We start from the raw sequence: 17,180 nt of genomic DNA, 5'->3' as shown, positions 1-17,180 counted from the left end.
TCAGTGATTCCGGACGGGCTCGAATCCGTCCGGTAGCCGCTCTTCGAGCGGCTGTGTCAATGGACAACATGCGCCACAATGAGTGTTCTGGTTACTTTTGCGTCAGTAGGTGGTTATTTGTACTTTAAACGACACCTCGAGTTTTCGATATCGTCGTCCAGTTCGCTACGGCGTTCCGAGAACTGACCTGCACGCGTGTCAGGCGCTGGACGGCACTCCTCTTTCGACGGTGCAACAGGATTTATGGGACGGCACTGTCTCGATTTAGCAAGCAATGACGTCTGGGGAACGTGAACAGTCTGGCGATTCTACTGCTCCTGATCCGGCCGTCTATCAGGTGCCGATAACGACGGACGACGAGGGACCGATTCGGATCAATTTCGACCGGACCGTCGTCACGAGTGTCCAGCGGGACCGTCTCGAGGATATCTGTGAAATTCCGCTCGATCACGAGACGGTTCGGGTGTGGGGAAATACGGCGTCGAAGGCCGCTGACACCGGTGACTATCTCCTGTTCGCGGATCGCGACGGTCACTACGGGGGCGAGTACACCCTCCTCGCCCGGATCGAACACGCGACGATTCTCGACGAGGAGACGGCCGCAGCGTTTACGGAAGCGATCGGCTGGGGCGAGGTATCCGACGACTCGTATCAGCACGTCATGTTCCTCGATCCGGTGTACGAGACAACGCTCGACAGGGAGGAGTTCTGGGAGACGGTTGGATACAACGGCTGGCCGAACAACACCTTCGCTCGGATCAAATTCGACCGTACCGGGTCGACGTTCTTCTCGGAGTACGATTCGATCCCAACGTTCATCGAGGAGATCCGCGGTGAGAAGCTCTACCCGACCGAATCAGCCGACGAGGACGAGGAGACACCAGGTCCAGATTCGCGTCCAACGAACGTCGACCATCCGGTGATCTCGCACATTCGATCGGCCTCGCCAACCGTGTACGCGTTCACTGCCCCGCCGGAATACTGGCTCACGACCGTCGAATACGGGTCGGTCTCGTTCGCGGAAGAACACCGGGACCGGTGGGCCGAACTCTCGGAAGGCGACGTTGCCGTCCTCCACGCTCGAGCGGAGCCGTCGGACGAGGAACTCAGTCCCCGACCGGGCGGTATCGTCGGCGTTGGAATCCTCGGGCGTCGATTCGAGAAGGACGAACCGTGGTGGCGCGACGAACACGAGTACGGCGAGTCGTTCCCGCTGGTCGCGGCGTTCGATCGACTCTTCCTCGCGGGCTCGATCGACCGGATCGATACGTCTCGATCGGTCGCCGAAAAGTCGACTGCGACGATCGATCGGGAAACCGACGCGCTGACGACCGATCGCCTCCCGACCGACCGGGCGAACGACATCTGTGCCGAGGCTACCGGAACCGAGTTCCCGGTCCAGTCGATGCACGCGACGTTCCGGGCCGACGACGGAACCGACGAGCGCGACCGACCGATCGCGCTCGTCTCGGCGATGGCCGAGGCGCTGACCGAGGTCTCGACGATTCACGTCCACGAGTCATACCGAGGGGCGATCTCCGGCGAAACGCTCGAGGGACTGTACTTCCCTGACGACCAGGGCGAGCGGATTCTCGAAGGGATCGCGACGGCTCTTCGGTCGGGCAAGCACATCCTCCTGACGGGACCGCCGGGGACCGGCAAGACGGAGATCGCTCGCCGGGTCAGTTCGGCGCTCGCGGACGACTACCCGTATCTGTACTCGGGATACGAGGTGACGACGGCGACCGCCGACTGGTCGACGTTCGACACCGTCGGCGGCTACATGCCGACCGAATCGAGCGAGACCGACGGTGACGACCTCGCGTTCACGCCCGGAATCGTCCTCAACCGACTCAAGGACACTCGGACGGAGACCCAGTCGAACGAGTTGATCGTCATCGACGAACTCAACCGCGCCGACATCGACAAGGCGTTCGGACAGCTCTTCACGCTCCTCTCCGGGCAGTCGGTCCAACTTCCCTACACCAGGAACGGTCGCGAGATCGAACTCACGACGACGGACGACCTATCGGGACCACCGGCGGACCACCAGTATCTCGTGCCGGACTCGTGGCGGATCTTCGCGACGATGAACACCTACGACAAGACGTCGCTCTACGAGATGAGCTACGCGTTCATGCGACGGTTCGCGTTTATTCGCGTTCCAGCCCCCGAACTCCCCGCGGACGACGGTCAGTTGGAGGACCTCGTCTACGAGTACGCGAGCGCGTGGGAACTCGACCCCGATCGAAACGTGGCGATGACGGTCGGCCGCGTCTGGCGAGAGACGAACAACGCCGTCGAGGAGCGATCGATCGGACCGGCGATCGTGGAGGACGTCCTCCGGTACGTGGACCAGCACCCCGAATCGGCCCTCGAGTACCACCTCACGCAGGCCGTTATCAGCTATATCTTCCCGCAACTCGAGGGCGTTCCGAAGCGACGACAGATCGTCCGCGATATCGCGGCCGTCAGGGAAATCGACGACTCGCTACTCGAGCAGGCTGCTCGAGAGATGCTGCAGGTCACGCTGGCCGAGAATGAATAGGGAGGAACTCCTCGATCAACTGACCGAGGACATCCTCGCGCACGTGATGCGAGGCTCGTTTCCCGAGCGCGAACTGGCGGAGTCGATCAAACCCGAGCAGTTGGACGAGCGGTTCGAGGAGTACGAACTTCTTCTCGATCTGCACTTCGTCCTCAAATCCGACGTCGTCGATTTCGTGCGGGACCTCTCCACCCACTTGCGGAGCATCCGAACCGAAACGCGGACGACGTCACGGACCCGGCGCGGGACGGTCGACGGCCGAATCAACTGGAACGAGACGATCAAAAAGCGGTATTCCGAACACCCCCGAGACCGGTCGGTCTTCGTCTGCGACGATCGGACGATCGATTACGACATCCCCGAGAACATCGTTCTCAAACGACTGATCTCGATCGTCCACACGACGATTCGCGAGGCCGAGGAGTACCTCCGCGGCGACTACGACTGGGTACGGGAGACGTGGAAAGGAAGCGAGGATCTGATCGACGAACTCCAGCGCATCGTCGAGCGAAACGTCCACATCCGACGAATTCGCGACCCGGACACCTACGAACCGACGGAACGAATGCTCACGACCGCCGCGAATTCGCGCCACGCCGTGTATCGCGAGGCCGCGTCGCTCCTCAGAGTTCGAGAGCGACTGTTCAACGGAGACGCCGACGCGATCCGTGAGCTACTCGAGGAGACGGCGATCGCGCCCGACGATCAGGACTCGCTGTTCGAACTGTTCGTCCTCTTCCGGTTCGTCGCGACACTCGAGCGACTGCGGGGGAGCCAGCCGACGTACAAGACGATCGCGACGGGACGGCAAGAAGTTGCGCGGTTCGAAGACGAGAAGGAAATCGTCCTCTATCACGACAACTCCGCGGGCGATCGAAACCTGTCGTTCGTCGCGGAACCCGACGAAGAAGAGGAACATCTCTCGCGGACGGACAAGGTCCAACTCGAGGCCCAGGAGATCGCGAACGACTACTTCGATCGGGAGTTCAGAAATCATACCGGCCGCCCGGACGTGATCGTCCTCGAGATCATCTCCGAGAACGACGATCAGCACGAGTACCTGATCGTCGAGGTCAAAAATAGCACCAACGTCGACACGATCCGTCGGGGGATCAAGGAGACGCTGGAGTACCTCGCATTCCTCCGAGTCAACGAGGAGCACGTCTTCGGTCCCGACGAGGAGGACTACTTCGGCTCGGGGTGGAACGGGCTTCTCGTCGTGCAGGACCGCGACGACGAGTCACCCTCGCTCGAGGAACAGGCCGAGAACCCGGTGACGATTCTGCAGGCCTCGGAGTTGGAGCGCAATCTCGAGCATATACTTCGAGAGATCCTGTAACCTACTGCTTTGAACCGTTCGTCGAGTTATCGGTCGGAGAAGAGATTGAAGTTCGAATGTAGCTGCTTCGACAGTGTCGCCTGACTTGTGCCTGTCACATCGAGGATCAATTGGTAGGGGAGGGTGGCTCGAGACGGTAGCCGTTCGATCACACGTCACCGACTGGATACTGGCAGTGTCCGTGGATACCGACAGTATCCAGTCCGACCTCGCGGGACGGCTGCCGCGCTCGGATGACTTGCCGTTGAAACCGTCTCGAGATGTCCGGCCGAACTCGATCGAGAACGGACAGTAGTATATAAGCTACTCCCGAGTATGGTATAAACTATAAGTAGATAGCGTAGGATATCCCTTACAATGAAAACGAAACCGAACACGTCGTCGACGGATCAGACGACCATAACCCTCGATATCCCGGTCGAGGACGGCAGGCTGTTCCGAAGTGAGGTTATCGACGACATTCTCTCACTTTTAAGTCGGAATCCGGACACCGAGTTCTCGATGACGGAGCTCGCGAACGCGGTCGATCACTCGAGACCGAGCGTTTCTACCGCGGTCGATGTGCTCTCGAGTAACGATCTCGTCACCGCGGAACGGAAAGGCCGGAAACGGTTGGTACGGATCAACCGAGACCGGCTCTACGTCCCCGACGATCCGTATTTCCAGATCCCCCAATCGGAGTTCCACGCGCCCGTACGGACGGCTGTAGAGACGCTCGCGGACGAACTGGACGACGTGATCGGAATCGTCCTGTACGGGAGCGTGGCTCGAGGCGAGGCCGATCGACGAAGCGATATCGATCTCTGGGTGCTGGTCGAGGACGGTCGAATGGAAGCCCAGCGGGAAGCGAATCGAATCCGCCACCACCTCGAGGAGGAATCGTTCGACGGTAGCCGGTACGCGTACGAGATCGACGTCGAAGCGCTGCAGGCGGTTCCGAACTACCTCTCCGAACTCCGAGAAATCCTGCGAGACGGGATCACGCTCTACGAAACCGAGGACTTCGGAACGGTTCGGAACGTGATCCGTCAGGGCGGTGATGCAGATGAGTGACGGGTCCGATCCGAACGCGATCAAAGACGCACTCGAGACCGCCGTCGACGCGTTCAACGAGGAAGGACACGGCATCCCGACGTACGAGGAGACGATCGATACGGACGACGCCTGGAAGGCCCAACTCACGAAAGGGTGTACGCTGCTTCGTGCCGTCGAACGAATCGGCGGCGACGGTTATTATACTGCAACCATCGAACTCTGTTTCGGGGCTATCGAACGGTCGATAGAGGCGTACGCACTTGCAGAAGGTGGAGACGAATTGCAAGACTTCCACGATCATACGTACTGTTACGATCGTGCATCGGAACTCGCGCTTCTCTCGCGGTCGACGACGGATGAACTCAGGGGGCTGTACACCGAGAACCGGACGGACAGCTACTACGGTGGGAAACAGCCGACGAAAGAGCAGGCTGACGCCATGCAATCGCTGACTCGCGAGATACACGACCACGTCAGAGACCAGATTCGAGAGGGTGGTGTGTGCAACTGTTAGCTCGCCGCCCGAAGTCAGAATCCGTTTTCGAACGGAGCAATCCAGCTACCGAATCGAGCGGTAATCGGTCGCTCAGTCGTCCGCCGTCGTCTCCGCTTCCTCGCCCAAAATCTCCTCGCGGTGTTCGTCCAGCAAGGGTGCGCGACCGCGGGGCTGGGGCGTCGTCTCGCTCATCTTGATCGGGTTGCCCGCGATCTCGACGTCGCGGTCGGCGCCGGGCTGTTCGACCGGCACGAGCATGTCGCGCGCGTGGATGTGTGGATCGTCGAAGATCTCCTCGGTCGTCTGGACCTTGGCGGCCGGGACGCGGCCCTCGAGTTTCCCGACGAGTTCCTCGTTCGTCTGTTCGAGCGTCCAGTCGGCGATTTCGTCCCGGAGGAGGTCGCGGTTCTCGAGGCGCTCGGCGGTCGTGGGATACTCCTCGGCGAGTTCCTCGCGGCCCATGATATCACAGAGTTCGGCCCAGTGGTTGTTGTTGAACGCGGCGATGACGGCGTAGCCGTCGTCGGTTTCGAAGGCGTTGTAGGGGAACAGCGTGGGATGGGAGTTGCCCCGTCGGGTCGGCGCCTCGCCGGTGTAGGACTGCTGGTAGATGGCGCGCTCGGTGAAGCTGATCATCGAATCGTACATGGCGGTATCGACGTACTGGCCCTCGCCGGTCTGTTCGCGGTGGTTCACGGCGGCGAGGATGCCGATGCAGTTCAGCGTCGCGGTGAAGAGGTCGCCGACGCCGGGGCCGGTCTTCGTCGGCGGGCCGTCGGGCTGGCCGGTGGTCTCCATGACGCCGCCCAGCGCCTGCGCGATGAGGTCGAAGGAGGGCTGCCCTTGCCGGTGGGTTTCGCCCGTCCGCGGGTCGCCGAAGCCGCGAATCGAGGAGTAGATGATGTCTTCGTTGTATTCTTTGAGGGTCTCGTAGCCCAGATCGTACTTCTCCATCGTCCCCGAGCGGTAGTTCTCGACGACGACGTCGGCTTCCTCGACCAGCGAGAGGAAGTCCGCGCGGTCCTCCTCGTCGCCGAGATTCAGCTCGATGCTCCTCTTGCCGCGGTTGACGCTCTGGAAGTAGCCGCCGTAGGCCTCTCCCTCCGGATCGTCGACGAACGGCGGGTTGGACCGGATCATGTCCCCGCCCGGCCGCTCGATTTTGACGACGTCCGCGCCCATATCGGCGAGCAACATCGTGCAGTACGGCCCGGCCAGCACCTGGGTCAGATCCAGCACGCGCAAATTCGAAAGCGCTCCCATATGTACGACTCTCTTCCCAAACCAGTACCAAAACCCTTACCATTGATCATGTACTTGTGAACGCGTCCCATAGGGACGCTGTTAGGATGTTTAAGGAGTATTATCATGGAAGATCATTAGGTTTATAGTGGGGTTCCTCATGGTTTTCAACACGATGTCCCACACGGTCGTCCTCGGCGTGATCGGTTCCGACGCTCACGTCGTTGGAATCACAATCCTAGAGCAAGCCTTCAGTGCAGCCGGCTTCGACGTCATCAACCTCGGTGTCCAGACCTCCCAGGAGGAGTTCGCCGAGGCCGCCGTAGACCACGACGCCGAGGCCGTACTGGTCTCGTCGCTCTACGGCCACGCCGAGCAGGACTGCCAGGGATTCCACGAGGTCCTCGAGGAGGCCGGCGTCGACGCCGTCTCCTACATCGGTGGCAACCTCGCCGTCGGTCAGGACGAGTTCGAGCAGACCCGGCGGACGTTCCGGGAGCTCGGCTTCGACCGCGTCTTCGACTCGGAGACCGACCCCGAAGACGCCATCGAGGCGCTTCGAGAGGACCTGCAGATCAAACCGACCGAGTCGGAACGTGCTACTATCAGTTCCTAGATGATACGAGACGAACGTATTCCCTCCGACGAGCTACGGCGTATCGACGAGGAAATTCGATCTAACTGGCCGACGGGTGAAGGCGTCGACTTCGAAGACGCGATCGAGTACCACGAGTCGCTGCCCGACCACAAGCGATTCGCAGACGTCCTCGAGTCGGCCGACAAACCGCTGCTCCAGCCGCGAGCCGGCGTCCCCCGACTCGACGACCAGATCGAACTCCTGCAATACCTCCTCGAGGAGGGGAAAGCGGACCTCCTGCCGACGACCATCGACTCGTACACGCGCGACAACGAGTACGAGAAGGCCCAGCAGGGCCTCGACAAGGCTCGCGAAACGGGCGACGACACGCTCAACGGCTTTCCGGCCGTCAACCACGGCGTCGACGGCTGCCGGAAGCTAATCGACGCGGTCGACGCCCCGATCGAGGTGCGCCACGGCACGCCGGACGCCCGGCTGCTCGCGGCGATCACCTTCGCCGGCGGCTTCCAGAGCTTCGAGGGCGGTCCGATTTCCTACAACATTCCGTACACGAAGCGCCACGGCCTCGAGGAGACCATCGAGAAGTGGCAGTTCGTCGACCGCCTCGCGGGGGCCTACACCGAACGGGGCGTGCGGATCAACCGCGAGCCGTTCGGCCCCCTCACGGGGACCTTGGTCCCGCCGTCGATCGCGATCGCAGTCATGCTGGTCGAGGGCAAGCTCGCCGCCACGCAGGGCGTGCGCTCGATCACCCTCGGCTACGGCCAGGTCGGCAACGTCGTACAGGACGTCGCCGCCCTGAACGCCCTCAAGGAACTGGGCAACGAGTACCTGCCCGACGAGGTCGTCGTCACGACGGTCTTCCACGAGTGGATGGGCGGGTTCCCGCCGGACGAGGCCCGCGCCAACGGCGTCATCAGCCTCGGCGGCATGACCGCCGCGATCGCCCAGCCGGACAAGGTCATCACCAAGTCCCCACAGGAGTTCCAGGGGGTTCCGACCATGGAGGCGAACTCCGCCGGCCTGCGTACGACGCGACAGGTCATCGACATGGCCATCGAGCAGGATATTCGGATCGACGGCATCGACGAGGAGCAGGACCTGATCGAACGCGAGACCCGGTGTCTGATGGACACCATCTTCGAGCACGGCGACGGCGACGTCGTTCAGGGGACGCTCAAGGCCTTCGACTCCGGGGCGCTCGACGTGCCCTTCGCACCCAGCGACAGCGCGAAGGGGGCCGTCCTCCCGGCGCGGGACGACGACGGCCGGGTCCGCATCTTCGAGTGGGCCGACCTCGACATGGACGACGACATCAAGGAAATTCACAAGGCTCGGCTCTCACAGCGCGCCACCACCGAGGGCCGAGAACAGTCGTTCCGCATGGTCGCGGACGACGTCGACGCGATCAGCGACGGCAAACTCATCGGCCGACCACAGTCACAGGGTGACGTCTGAGATGGAGATCACAGGAATACACGCGACGCCCGGCTACTCCGGGTTCTTCTTCGACGACCAGCGCGCGATCAAGCAGGGAGCACAGCAGGACGGCTTCACCTACGAGGGCGAACCGGTCACCGACGGCTTCGACGAGATTCGCCAGGCCGGCGAGACGATCATCGTCGACATCGAACTCGCCGACGGCACCGTGGTGCGGGGCGACTGCGCCGCGGTCCAGTACTCCGGTGCCGGCGGGCGCGACCCGCTCTTCCAGGCCGAGGAGTACGCCCCCGTCGTCGAGGGCCCCGTCGCTGACGAACTCGTCGGCCGCGACGCCACCGAGTTCCTCGCAAACGCGGAGTTACTCGAGGAGCTACAGGTCGAGGGTGACCGACTCCACACGGCAATCCGATACGGCGTCTCCCAGGCGTTGCTCGCCGCGGCCGCCGAAGCCGAGAACACGACCCAGACGGACGTCATCGCCGATGCACTCGGCACCGAACCCGCGACCGAGCCGGTGCCCGTCTTCGGCCAGTCCGGCGACGACCGCTACAACAACACGGAGAAGATGTTCGTCAAGGGCGTCCCCGTTCTCCCCCACGCGCTCATCAACAGCGTCGAGAAGATCGGCGAGAACGGGGAGGTCCTCCTCGAGTACGTGGAGTGGCTCGTCGAGCGCTCGCAGGAACTCGGACCGGATGGCTACGAGCCCCGGTTCCACATCGACGTCTACGGCATGATCGGGGAGATCTTCGGCGCGCCATACGACCGCGACGAGGTCGTCGACTACTTCGCCGCCCTCGAGGAGGCCGCTGCGCCGTTCCCGATCCAGATCGAGGGCCCGATGGACGTCGGCAACCGCGCCGACCAGATCGACGCGATGGTCGAACTCCGCGAGGGGCTCAAAGACGCCGGCGTCGGCGTCGACATCGTCGCCGACGAGTGGTGTAACACCTTCGAGGACGTGCAGGCGTTCGTCGACGCGGGGGCCGCCGACCTCGTGCAGGTCAAGACGCCCGACCTCGGTGGGATCCACCGCAGCGGGCAGGCGGTTCGCTACTGCGAGGGGACCGAGACCCGCGCGTATCTGGGCGGCACCTGTAACGAGACGGAGACCTCCGCGCGGGCCTGCGCCCACGTTGCACTCGCGACCAACGCCGCGCAGGTGCTCGCCAAGCCCGGCATGGGCTTCGACGAGGGGTACATGATCGTCGAGAACGAGATGCGACGAACGATCGCCCGACGGAAGCGCGAACAGCAGACGACCGACTCCGACACAGACGAAATCACCGCCGATGACTGATTGGACAGATCCCGACACGTTCGCACAGGCACTCGAGCAGGTCGACACGAAAGAGAAGGGCAACTGCTTCGAGGACTTCGAGGAGGGGGACGTCATCGAACACGACCCCGGCCTCACCCTCACGCAGTTCGGCAACGAGGGGTGGATGAGCCAGACGCTCAACCACGACCCCGCCTACTGGCGGGCCGACGCCGCCGCGGAACGAGGCTTCGAGGAACCGCCGGTCCACCCGGACTACCTCACCGCCGCGACGCTGGGGATCACCGTCGAGGATCTCAGCGAGAAGGGCGGCTACTTCCTCGGCCGCACGGACGTCCGGTTCCCCGGCACGCCCGTCTACACGGGCACCGAACTCCACGTCGAGAGCGAGGTCGTCAACCGCGCGACCTCGAGTTCCCGACCGGAGTACGGCATCGTCTCCTGGCGCACCCGCGGCACGGACGCCGAGACGGGCGAAGTGCTGTGTTCCTACGAGCGGACGAACATGATCCCGCGCCGCGAGCCGGTCGCGACCGACGGCGGCGCCACGGCAGCCGAGGAGGACGAGGACGACGGGCCCGACCTCCCCGAGACGTTCGTCACGCCCGAGGGCGGCTACTTCGAGGACTTCGTCGCGGCCCTCGAGGACGCCGACGACGAGAACGCGGCCGTCGCCTACCGCCACGAGCGCGGCCGCACGCAGGACGACGTCACCGTCGCCTCGCTGCCGCTGGCGACGCTCAACACGGCCAAACAGCACCACAACGTCGACGTGATGAGCGACTCGCCGTCGGGGAACATCGTCACCTACGGCGACGTGACCCGTTCGACCGCGCTGGGCCACGCCCGCTCCGACGAGGAGACGTGGCGCGAGGTCGGCTTCGACGACGAGTCGTTCCACACCTTCGTCGCGGTGGGCGACACCGTCTACGCCTTCACGCGCGTGCTCGAGGCGGAAGACGACGCCTCGAGCGACGAGGCGGGCACCGTCCGGTTCGAACACATCGCGTTCAATCAGGACGACGAACCCGTCTACTCGGGGACGCGGACCGCCGAAATTCGAAAGCGTTCTAACTAACACGATCGAACGTTATACACGACTGCTGATACCAGCGACTTCGAACTCATACACATGACCGACGACATCCGACTCTGCCGCACGTTCCAGACCGCACCGGCCGCCGTTCCGAAAGACGACTCGGCGAAGTACCTCGTCTCCGCGCTCGAGGCCGAGGGGTTCCAGGCCCCCGACTGGCTCGTCCCCGATATGGAGGACGGCACCGCGCCGAACATGAAAGCCGAGGGCCTCGAGAACACCATCGAGAAGGTCCCCGAGTACGACTTCCCCGGCGAGATCTGGCCCCGCGTCGAGTGGAGCTACGAGGACGAGGAGTACTGCGAGAAGGGCCGCAACCAGATCGACCGGCTCGTGAGCGAGATCGGCGACGAGATCGATGGCGTCGTCGTCCCCAAGGTCGGCCGACTCGAGGACGTCGAGCGCGCCGCCGAGGTCGTCGCCGAGGCCGAGGCCGAACACGGCTACGAGGACGGCTCCATCGGCCTCTCGATCATCATCGAGACCGGCCGCGCCCGCTCGGATCTGCGCGAAATATCCAAGTTCGGCGAGGACTCCCGGCTCACCGCGCTCGTCTTCGGCCCCGTCGACTACGCCGCCGAACTCGGCGGCCGCGATCTCGGCGACGGCATGCCCCGCTGGGACGGCCTGCTCGAGGCCCTCTCGAACGAGGCCAGCGCCGCGGGCCTGCTCTCGATCGGCGGCCCCTTCGACGACTTGTTCAAGGAGCGGGCCGGCCTAACCTACTACAACGCCGACGACTACGCGGATCAGGTCGAACACGAGGCCCAGCTCGGCCTCGACGGCTCCTGGTCGCTGTACCCCAAACAGACCGTTCAGGCCAACACCGTCCACATGCCCACCCCCGAGGAGCTCGAGCGCGACGTGAGCAAGATCGAGCGCTTCAACGAGGCCAAACGGGAGGGCACCGGCGCGGTCACGCTCGACGGCCAGATGGTCGACGAGGCCACCTTCAAGAACTTCCGCAACACGGTCCAGCAGGTCCGCGCGATCGACGACATCCGACCCGCCCAGACCGAGGAGTACTACGACGAGGAGCTGCTGACGCGAGCCCGCGAGCTCGAACTCTCCTACAACTGAGTCGCCGGCTACTCCGGCCGTCCCGTCTCGACGGTCCGCCATAGGAGCGTCGTTCGTCTCGACGTTCAGCGCGACGAACGCCGTTCGTTTCGATACTCACGATACCCGACAGACGCCGGTACGCGCCGGCCTCGAGCCGCGTCCATCGCCGCGTTACGCGTCGTCGGCGCCGGTCGTGGTCAGAACGGGGACCGGAGCGGTGCGCAACACTCGTTCGGTGATACTCCCGAGCAGGAGCTGGTCGAGGCCGTTTCGGCCGTGCGTCCCCATCACGACGAGGTCGATGTCATTCAGGTCGGCGTAGGAGACGATCTCCCGCGGCACCGACCCCGTTCGCACGTCGGTCACGACCTCGTCGGCGCCGGCCTCCCGCGCCGTCGCCGCGGCGTCCTCGAGGAGGTCGCGGGCGCGGTCGGTGCGGTCGTCGTCCGAACCGAGGATCGACTCGTCGACCACCGTCAGGAGGTGCAGCGGCGCGTCGTGGCGGGATGCCACGGCCGCACCTTGGCGGAGCGCGGTCGTCGCGTGGGCGCTGCCGTCGGTCGGAACGAGGACGGAGCCGTACGGATAGGTCGCCGTCGCGTCCCCGGGGCCGCGGACCGTCAGCACCGGCACCGGCGAGTCGTTGACGACGCGCTCGGCGACGCTGCCGATGACGTACCGTTCGAGGCCGTCTCGACCGTGGGTTCCCATCACGACGAGGTCGACGTCCCGCGATTCGACGTAGTCGACGATCGCGTCGTGCGTCGCCCCCTGTACGACGTCCGTGGTGGCGGCGACCCCGCGGTCCGCGGCCCGCTCGCTCGCGTCCGAGACGATGTCCTCGCCTTCCCCTTCGAGGACGTCGACGACTTCCGTGCCGACGCGGGTCTGGCTGGGTTCGTTCGTGTCGGCGACGTAGCAGAGGTACAGGGACGCCTTCCGGTCGCTGGCGATATCGAGCGCGTGGTCGAGGGCCGCCGACGCGGCGTCGCTCCCGTCGACGGGAACGAGAATGCGTTCGAACATGACTGTGCGGAGAAACGGACCGGACCGGCTTACCTCTAGGCCCGTGTGCGACTCACTCGAGCGACTCCTCCGCCGCCGGCTCTTCGCGGACCAGAATCGAAGCCACGCGAGCGCCCTCGACGTCGGCGACCTCGAGCGCGTAGCCGTCGACGTCGATCCGATCGCCGACCTCGGGGGGTCGCCCGAGTCGATCGAGTACGAGGCCGCCGATCGTGCCGAACTCGTCGGTCTCGAACGCGGTATCGAGTCGCTCGTTGACGTCCGAGACGGTGACACCGCCGTCGACGACGTAGGCGCCGTCGTCTCGGCGGTCGATGGAGGGCTCGTCGGCGTCGAACCCGTCGCGGAGGTCGCCGACGATCTCCTCGACCACGTCCTCGATCGTCACGATCCCCTCGAAAACGCCCCACTCGTCGATCACCGCGGCTATCTGAGCCTGATCGGTCTGGAACTGCTCCAAGAGGTCGGTGACGGACGTCGTCTCCGGCACCACCGGCATCTCGCGGACGACCTCGCCGACGGTCACGTCCTCGAGGTCGGCCGCGGACTCGCCCGCCCGCAACACGTCCTTGGCGTCGACGAAGCCGACCACCTGATCGTCCGCGTCGGGATCGAGCACCGGATAGCGGGTGTGGCCCTCCTCGAGGATCAACGAGCGAAGGTCAGAGAGCGGAAGGTCGTCGGTGATCGTGACGGCGTCGGGACGGGGCACCATCACCTCCTGGACGGTCGTGTCGTCGAGTTCGAAGACCTGTTCGATCATCTCGACCTCCTCCGCGTCGATCTGGCCCTCGCTCCCGGACCTGCTCAGGACGGTCAGGATCTCCTCCTCGGAGAGCGTCTCGTCGGTCTCCGAGGCCGGCGGAATCCCGATCAGTCGCGTGAAGGCGTTGGCCGTCCCGTTGAAGACGATGATCCCGGGGAGGAAGGTGTAGTAGAAGAACTTCATCAGCGGCGAGACCAGCAGCGCGACGCGTTCGGCCTGGGCGATCGAGATCGTCTTCGGCGCGAGCTCGCCGAAGACGACGTGGAGGAACGTGATGAAGCTGAATCCGATGATGAAGGCGACGAGGTGGAGCAGGCTCGCCGGGAGAATCGGCGCGAGTACCGGCTCGAGCAAGGCCGCCACGGCCGGTTCGCCCAGCCACCCCAGCCCCAGCGAGGCGAGGGTGATTCCCAGCTGGGTGGTCGCGAGGTAGTCGTCCAGGTTGTCGACGGCCTCCTGCAGGATCCCCGCCCCGGTCTTCCCCTCCGCGACCGCCTGCTCGACGGCCGACGAACGAACGCGGACGTAAGCGAACTCCGAGGCGACGAAGAAGCCGTTCAGGGCGACCAGCACGAACGCCCCGAACAGCCGCGCGAGGTCGGCGACGAGGTCTACCATCGCCGTTCCCTCCCGACTCGAAGCGGCCCTCGAGTCGATTCGCATCTCGGCGTCGGTACTACGATCGGCGCCGGCGTCGCACTCGAGGACGGAAACGTCCGTGCAGCGTTTCCGTACACGGACGCCCGTGCAACGTCCCCGTACGCGGACGACCGACCGTCGCCCGCGTTCACAGTGACGGCATCCATCATACTCTCCAGTCGTCACGCTGGCCCCATAGTTGCGTGGGTGACAGATGCAACGAGGCAATCAATCGGCCGCCGAATCGCTCGGGTCGTAGAAGGCGACGAACCCCGCGAGCGGCACGAGGTAGATGTGGCGGTCGACGGCGGCGAGGGCGGTCCCGCTCTCGTCGATCGACGCCGTGGCGGTCCCGATCTCGGAGAGGTGGTGGACGAAGACGTACGCGACCGAGACGCCCCCGGCCATCGACAGCCACCGGCTGCGCGGGCTCGCCTCGAGAAACCGGAATCGGCCGGCGAACACGTGGGGCGGCCCACCGGCGTCGATCGTCGACTGCGACTCACCGATCACTGACTGCACGCCGACGCTCGCCGACCGCCGTTCCATACCGGCCGTACGACTCGGATTCCCTTTGGCTCGCTGCAAACGACGGATCGGACGTTGCCCCACAGCCATCCATCGGCCAGTTCCGGGCTCGTTCGGAACGGTGGGGAGGCCGAATTCCCACGACGAGTGATACGTGTACGGAAACGCAGGCACGTCCTATTTCTCCTGTCAAGCGCAACGATTGTCAGCCCATGTCCGTCGCGCCCGATCCCTCCGAGATCTTCCACCGTGCGGCCGAGGAGGGCGAACGTCGACTCGAGCAGTCGTTGCTCGAACTGATCTCGACCGGCTTCATCGCAGGATTCACGATCGTCTTCGGCATCGCGGCGCTCGGTATCGTCCACTCGGTCGTCGAACCGAGCGCCGGTGACGTCGCGAAACTCCCGGGGTCGCTCGCGCTCGGCTTCGGCGTCGTGATGTTGGTCGTCGGGCGGTCGGAGCTGTTCAACGAGAACTTCTTCGCTCCGGTCGCGACGGCGATCGAACGAGACGACTCGTGGTTAATCGGATCGCTGCTCCGCCTGTGGGCCGTCACGTTCGTGTTCAACCTCGTCGGCGGCGCCCTCATGGTGTTCGTGCTGTCGGTCGACGGCGCGCTTCCCGCCGGAACGGGCCACGCGCTGGTGACGGTCGCCGAGGAGATCGCTCACCGTGAACCGAGGGGTGCGTTCGCGGACGCCATCGCCGGCGGCGCGCTCGTGGCGTTGCTCTCCCACCTCCTCGAAGCCGTCAACAGCGTCGGCAGCCGGATCGCCATGGCGTTCATCGTCGGCGTCCTGCTGGCGCTCGGCCCCTTCGACCACGTGATCGTCAGCGTCCTCCACGTCTTCTTCGGCATGCGGTTCGGTGCCGATATCGGTATCGGTACGCTGGGGACGATGACCGCCGTCGTGACCGCGGGGAACGTCGTCGGCGGCCTCGGACTCGTCACGTTCAGTCACATCGCGCAGGTCGAAGGAGCGCGCTCGTCCGGCGACTGACCGCCGGTACCCGACGCGAGGCCGTTCGGAAACCGAGCGTTCCGTCGAGGACTGCTCCGAACCGCCGTCACGGGGTTGCTCAACTCCGAGCGCCCGTTTCGGTCTCCGCCTCCGGGGCGGTCCGAAGCTGTCCCCTGAGGTACCGCTCGCCGCGCCGCGCCAGTCGGTACTTCCCCCGTTCGACCTTCTCGAGGAAGCCGTGGGCCTCGAGTTCGATCAGGCGCCGGTTCACCTCCTTCCGACTGTACCCCGTGTTGAAGGCGACGACGGCGGGCGACAGAACGAGATCCGTCCCGTGAAACGCCCCGAGGATCTCGTCGTCCATCGGCGTCATCCACTCGGCCGGCCGTCGGATCCGGGACGGTTCGTTCAACAGCACGCGCGCCCACTCCGTCCGCCGGACGTCGTTCGTCACGGGATCGTAGAGGCCGAAGACGACCAGCAAGGCGGCGGCCCCGTGGACCCAGTGGACCAGTTGCGGCGCGACCAGTTCGACGACGGGCCCGCCGATCACGGCCAGCACCAGTCCGGCGACGGTGACCAGCACGAACCGACGGTAGGCCGTCACGGCAGTCTCGAGCGAGAGGAAGTACAGGAGTTCGAGGGCGACGACGACGCCGATCACGAGGTTGTAGACGACGAAGGGGGTCAGTCCGTCCACGCGAGGTCACCTCCCGATCGATTCCCGCGGAGCTGTCGATGGCGGAGAATCAGCAGGCCGAGGAAGATCGCGACGATCGTGTTCGCCGCGCTCCGAAGTACGTGGAGGACAAGCGACTCCGGGCCGGCGACGAGCAGCATCGTATGGTAGATCGTCAGCGCGACCATCCCGACCGAGAGGAGGGCGATCGCCGTACCGAACGGCGAGTTCCGAAAGATCCCCCACGACAGGAGCGCGAACACGCCGGCCCCGGTGCCGGCGACGATCGCGAAGGGGATACCGAGAAGGTGGACGACGGAGTGGGTCACACGGCGGGTTTCGGGTTCGGTCGCCGTTAAGCTGCGGCATGGTATTTCACCGGTCGGTCGACGCGCAGGGCGATCCGATCCCCCACCGCGTTTTCGGCCGACCGGACGATGGC

16 protein-coding genes are annotated in these 17,180 nt (G+C 64.6%); 10 read left to right on the top strand and 6 right to left on the bottom strand.

Annotated features, from left to right (window positions below):
- The first annotated feature begins 274 nt into the window (after positions 1 to 274).
- The 4 genes from J0X25_RS33695 to J0X25_RS33680 all read left to right on the top strand — a co-directional run bounded on the left by J0X25_RS33695 (position 275) and on the right by J0X25_RS33680 (position 5,436).
- A complete protein-coding gene (locus J0X25_RS33695; protein WP_207288257.1) occupies positions 275 to 2,548 on the top strand; it encodes an AAA family ATPase in 2,274 nt (757 codons plus the stop codon).
- Positions 2,541 to 3,887: a hypothetical protein gene (locus tag J0X25_RS33690; protein ID WP_207288256.1), complete on the top strand. Its 1,347-nt coding sequence runs from the start codon at positions 2,541 to 2,543 to the stop codon at positions 3,885 to 3,887. The genes J0X25_RS33695 and J0X25_RS33690 overlap by 8 nt, the downstream gene beginning before the upstream one ends.
- Before the next feature lie 357 nt (positions 3,888 to 4,244).
- A complete protein-coding gene (locus J0X25_RS33685; protein WP_207288255.1) occupies positions 4,245 to 4,940 on the top strand; it encodes a nucleotidyltransferase domain-containing protein in 696 nt (231 codons plus the stop codon).
- Positions 4,933 to 5,436, top strand: a complete 504-nt coding sequence (locus J0X25_RS33680; protein ID WP_225896674.1) for a DUF8154 family protein — start codon at positions 4,933 to 4,935, stop codon at positions 5,434 to 5,436. Before J0X25_RS33685 ends, J0X25_RS33680 begins: the two co-directional genes overlap by 8 nt.
- Positions 5,437 to 5,508: 72 nt before the next feature.
- Here the strand turns inward: J0X25_RS33680 and mct are convergent, their stop codons facing one another.
- Entirely contained in the window at positions 5,509 to 6,681 is a 1,173-nt protein-coding gene (gene mct / locus J0X25_RS33675) for a succinyl-CoA:mesaconate CoA-transferase (protein WP_207288253.1), read from the bottom strand.
- A 139-nt stretch (positions 6,682 to 6,820) separates the two neighbouring features.
- Here mct and glmS point away from each other — a divergent pair, with 139 nt between their 5' ends.
- The 5 genes from glmS to citE are packed head-to-tail and all read left to right on the top strand — an operon-like array spanning position 6,821 to position 12,156.
- Positions 6,821 to 7,276 (top strand): methylaspartate mutase subunit S, encoded by a 456-nt coding sequence (gene glmS / locus J0X25_RS33670; RefSeq protein WP_207288252.1) that lies wholly within the window; start codon positions 6,821 to 6,823, stop codon positions 7,274 to 7,276.
- On the top strand, positions 7,277 to 8,716 hold the full coding sequence (locus tag J0X25_RS33665; protein WP_207288251.1) for a methylaspartate mutase subunit E: 1,440 nt from the start codon (positions 7,277 to 7,279) through the stop codon (positions 8,714 to 8,716).
- 1 nt (position 8,717) lies between these two features.
- Complete coding sequence (locus J0X25_RS33660; RefSeq protein WP_207288250.1) at positions 8,718 to 10,001, top strand: methylaspartate ammonia-lyase; 1,284 nt, start codon at positions 8,718 to 8,720, stop codon at positions 9,999 to 10,001.
- Positions 9,994 to 11,058 (top strand): 2-methylfumaryl-CoA hydratase, encoded by a 1,065-nt coding sequence (mch, locus tag J0X25_RS33655; protein WP_207288249.1) that lies wholly within the window; start codon positions 9,994 to 9,996, stop codon positions 11,056 to 11,058. Before J0X25_RS33660 ends, mch begins: the two co-directional genes overlap by 8 nt.
- 54 nt (positions 11,059 to 11,112) lie before the next feature.
- Positions 11,113 to 12,156 (top strand): L-malyl-CoA/beta-methylmalyl-CoA lyase, encoded by a 1,044-nt coding sequence (gene citE, locus J0X25_RS33650; RefSeq protein WP_207288248.1) that lies wholly within the window; start codon positions 11,113 to 11,115, stop codon positions 12,154 to 12,156.
- 153 nt (positions 12,157 to 12,309) lie between these two features.
- Here the strand turns inward: citE and J0X25_RS33645 are convergent, their stop codons facing one another.
- The 3 genes from J0X25_RS33645 to J0X25_RS33635 all read right to left on the bottom strand — a co-directional run bounded on the left by J0X25_RS33645 (position 12,310) and on the right by J0X25_RS33635 (position 15,118).
- Complete coding sequence (locus J0X25_RS33645; RefSeq protein WP_207288247.1) at positions 12,310 to 13,164, bottom strand: universal stress protein; 855 nt, start codon at positions 13,162 to 13,164, stop codon at positions 12,310 to 12,312.
- A 52-nt stretch (positions 13,165 to 13,216) separates the two neighbouring features.
- Complete coding sequence (locus J0X25_RS33640; RefSeq protein ID WP_207288246.1) at positions 13,217 to 14,548, bottom strand: hemolysin family protein; 1,332 nt, start codon at positions 14,546 to 14,548, stop codon at positions 13,217 to 13,219.
- A 249-nt stretch (positions 14,549 to 14,797) separates the two neighbouring features.
- Positions 14,798 to 15,118, bottom strand: a complete 321-nt coding sequence (locus tag J0X25_RS33635) for a hypothetical protein (RefSeq protein ID WP_225896673.1) — start codon at positions 15,116 to 15,118, stop codon at positions 14,798 to 14,800.
- A gap of 191 nt (positions 15,119 to 15,309) precedes the next feature.
- Between J0X25_RS33635 and J0X25_RS33630 the strand changes: the two genes are divergently transcribed.
- A complete protein-coding gene (locus J0X25_RS33630) occupies positions 15,310 to 16,098 on the top strand; it encodes a formate/nitrite transporter family protein (protein ID WP_207288245.1) in 789 nt (262 codons plus the stop codon).
- Between the two features lie 79 nt (positions 16,099 to 16,177).
- On the opposite strand, the gene J0X25_RS33625 is transcribed toward J0X25_RS33630, so the two are convergent.
- Both J0X25_RS33625 and J0X25_RS33620 read right to left on the bottom strand, forming a co-directional pair.
- The gene (locus tag J0X25_RS33625; RefSeq protein WP_207288244.1) at positions 16,178 to 16,759 is read right to left on the bottom strand and encodes an ArsR family transcriptional regulator; all 582 of its coding nucleotides are present in this window, start codon (positions 16,757 to 16,759) and stop codon (positions 16,178 to 16,180) included.
- Complete coding sequence (locus J0X25_RS33620; protein ID WP_207288243.1) at positions 16,747 to 17,067, bottom strand: hypothetical protein; 321 nt, start codon at positions 17,065 to 17,067, stop codon at positions 16,747 to 16,749. Before J0X25_RS33620 ends, J0X25_RS33625 begins: the two co-directional genes overlap by 13 nt.
- Between the last annotated feature and the right edge of the window lie 113 nt (positions 17,068 to 17,180).

It is taken from the genome of Haloterrigena alkaliphila, assembly GCF_017352155.2.
GTDB lineage: Archaea > Halobacteriota > Halobacteria > Halobacteriales > Natrialbaceae > Haloterrigena > Haloterrigena alkaliphila.
This window is presented reverse-complemented; position numbering and strand designations above follow the sequence as displayed.

Coding starts and splice junctions, on each gene's coding strand:
- J0X25_RS33685 (WP_207288255.1), top strand. CDS start 4,245: ATGAAAACGAAACCGAACACGTCGTCGACGGATCAGACGACCATAACC.
- mct (WP_207288253.1), bottom strand. CDS start 6,681: ATGGGAGCGCTTTCGAATTTGCGCGTGCTGGATCTGACCCAGGTGCTG.
- J0X25_RS33635 (WP_225896673.1), bottom strand. CDS start 15,118: ATGGAACGGCGGTCGGCGAGCGTCGGCGTGCAGTCAGTGATCGGTGAG.
- citE (WP_207288248.1), top strand. CDS start 11,113: ATGACCGACGACATCCGACTCTGCCGCACGTTCCAGACCGCACCGGCC.
- J0X25_RS33690 (WP_207288256.1), top strand. CDS start 2,541: ATGAATAGGGAGGAACTCCTCGATCAACTGACCGAGGACATCCTCGCG.
- mch (WP_207288249.1), top strand. CDS start 9,994: ATGACTGATTGGACAGATCCCGACACGTTCGCACAGGCACTCGAGCAG.
- J0X25_RS33695 (WP_207288257.1), top strand. CDS start 275: ATGACGTCTGGGGAACGTGAACAGTCTGGCGATTCTACTGCTCCTGAT.
- J0X25_RS33660 (WP_207288250.1), top strand. CDS start 8,718: ATGGAGATCACAGGAATACACGCGACGCCCGGCTACTCCGGGTTCTTC.
- J0X25_RS33665 (WP_207288251.1), top strand. CDS start 7,277: ATGATACGAGACGAACGTATTCCCTCCGACGAGCTACGGCGTATCGAC.
- J0X25_RS33645 (WP_207288247.1), bottom strand. CDS start 13,164: ATGTTCGAACGCATTCTCGTTCCCGTCGACGGGAGCGACGCCGCGTCG.
- J0X25_RS33680 (WP_225896674.1), top strand. CDS start 4,933: ATGAGTGACGGGTCCGATCCGAACGCGATCAAAGACGCACTCGAGACC.
- J0X25_RS33640 (WP_207288246.1), bottom strand. CDS start 14,548: ATGGTAGACCTCGTCGCCGACCTCGCGCGGCTGTTCGGGGCGTTCGTG.
- J0X25_RS33630 (WP_207288245.1), top strand. CDS start 15,310: ATGTCCGTCGCGCCCGATCCCTCCGAGATCTTCCACCGTGCGGCCGAG.
- glmS (WP_207288252.1), top strand. CDS start 6,821: ATGGTTTTCAACACGATGTCCCACACGGTCGTCCTCGGCGTGATCGGT.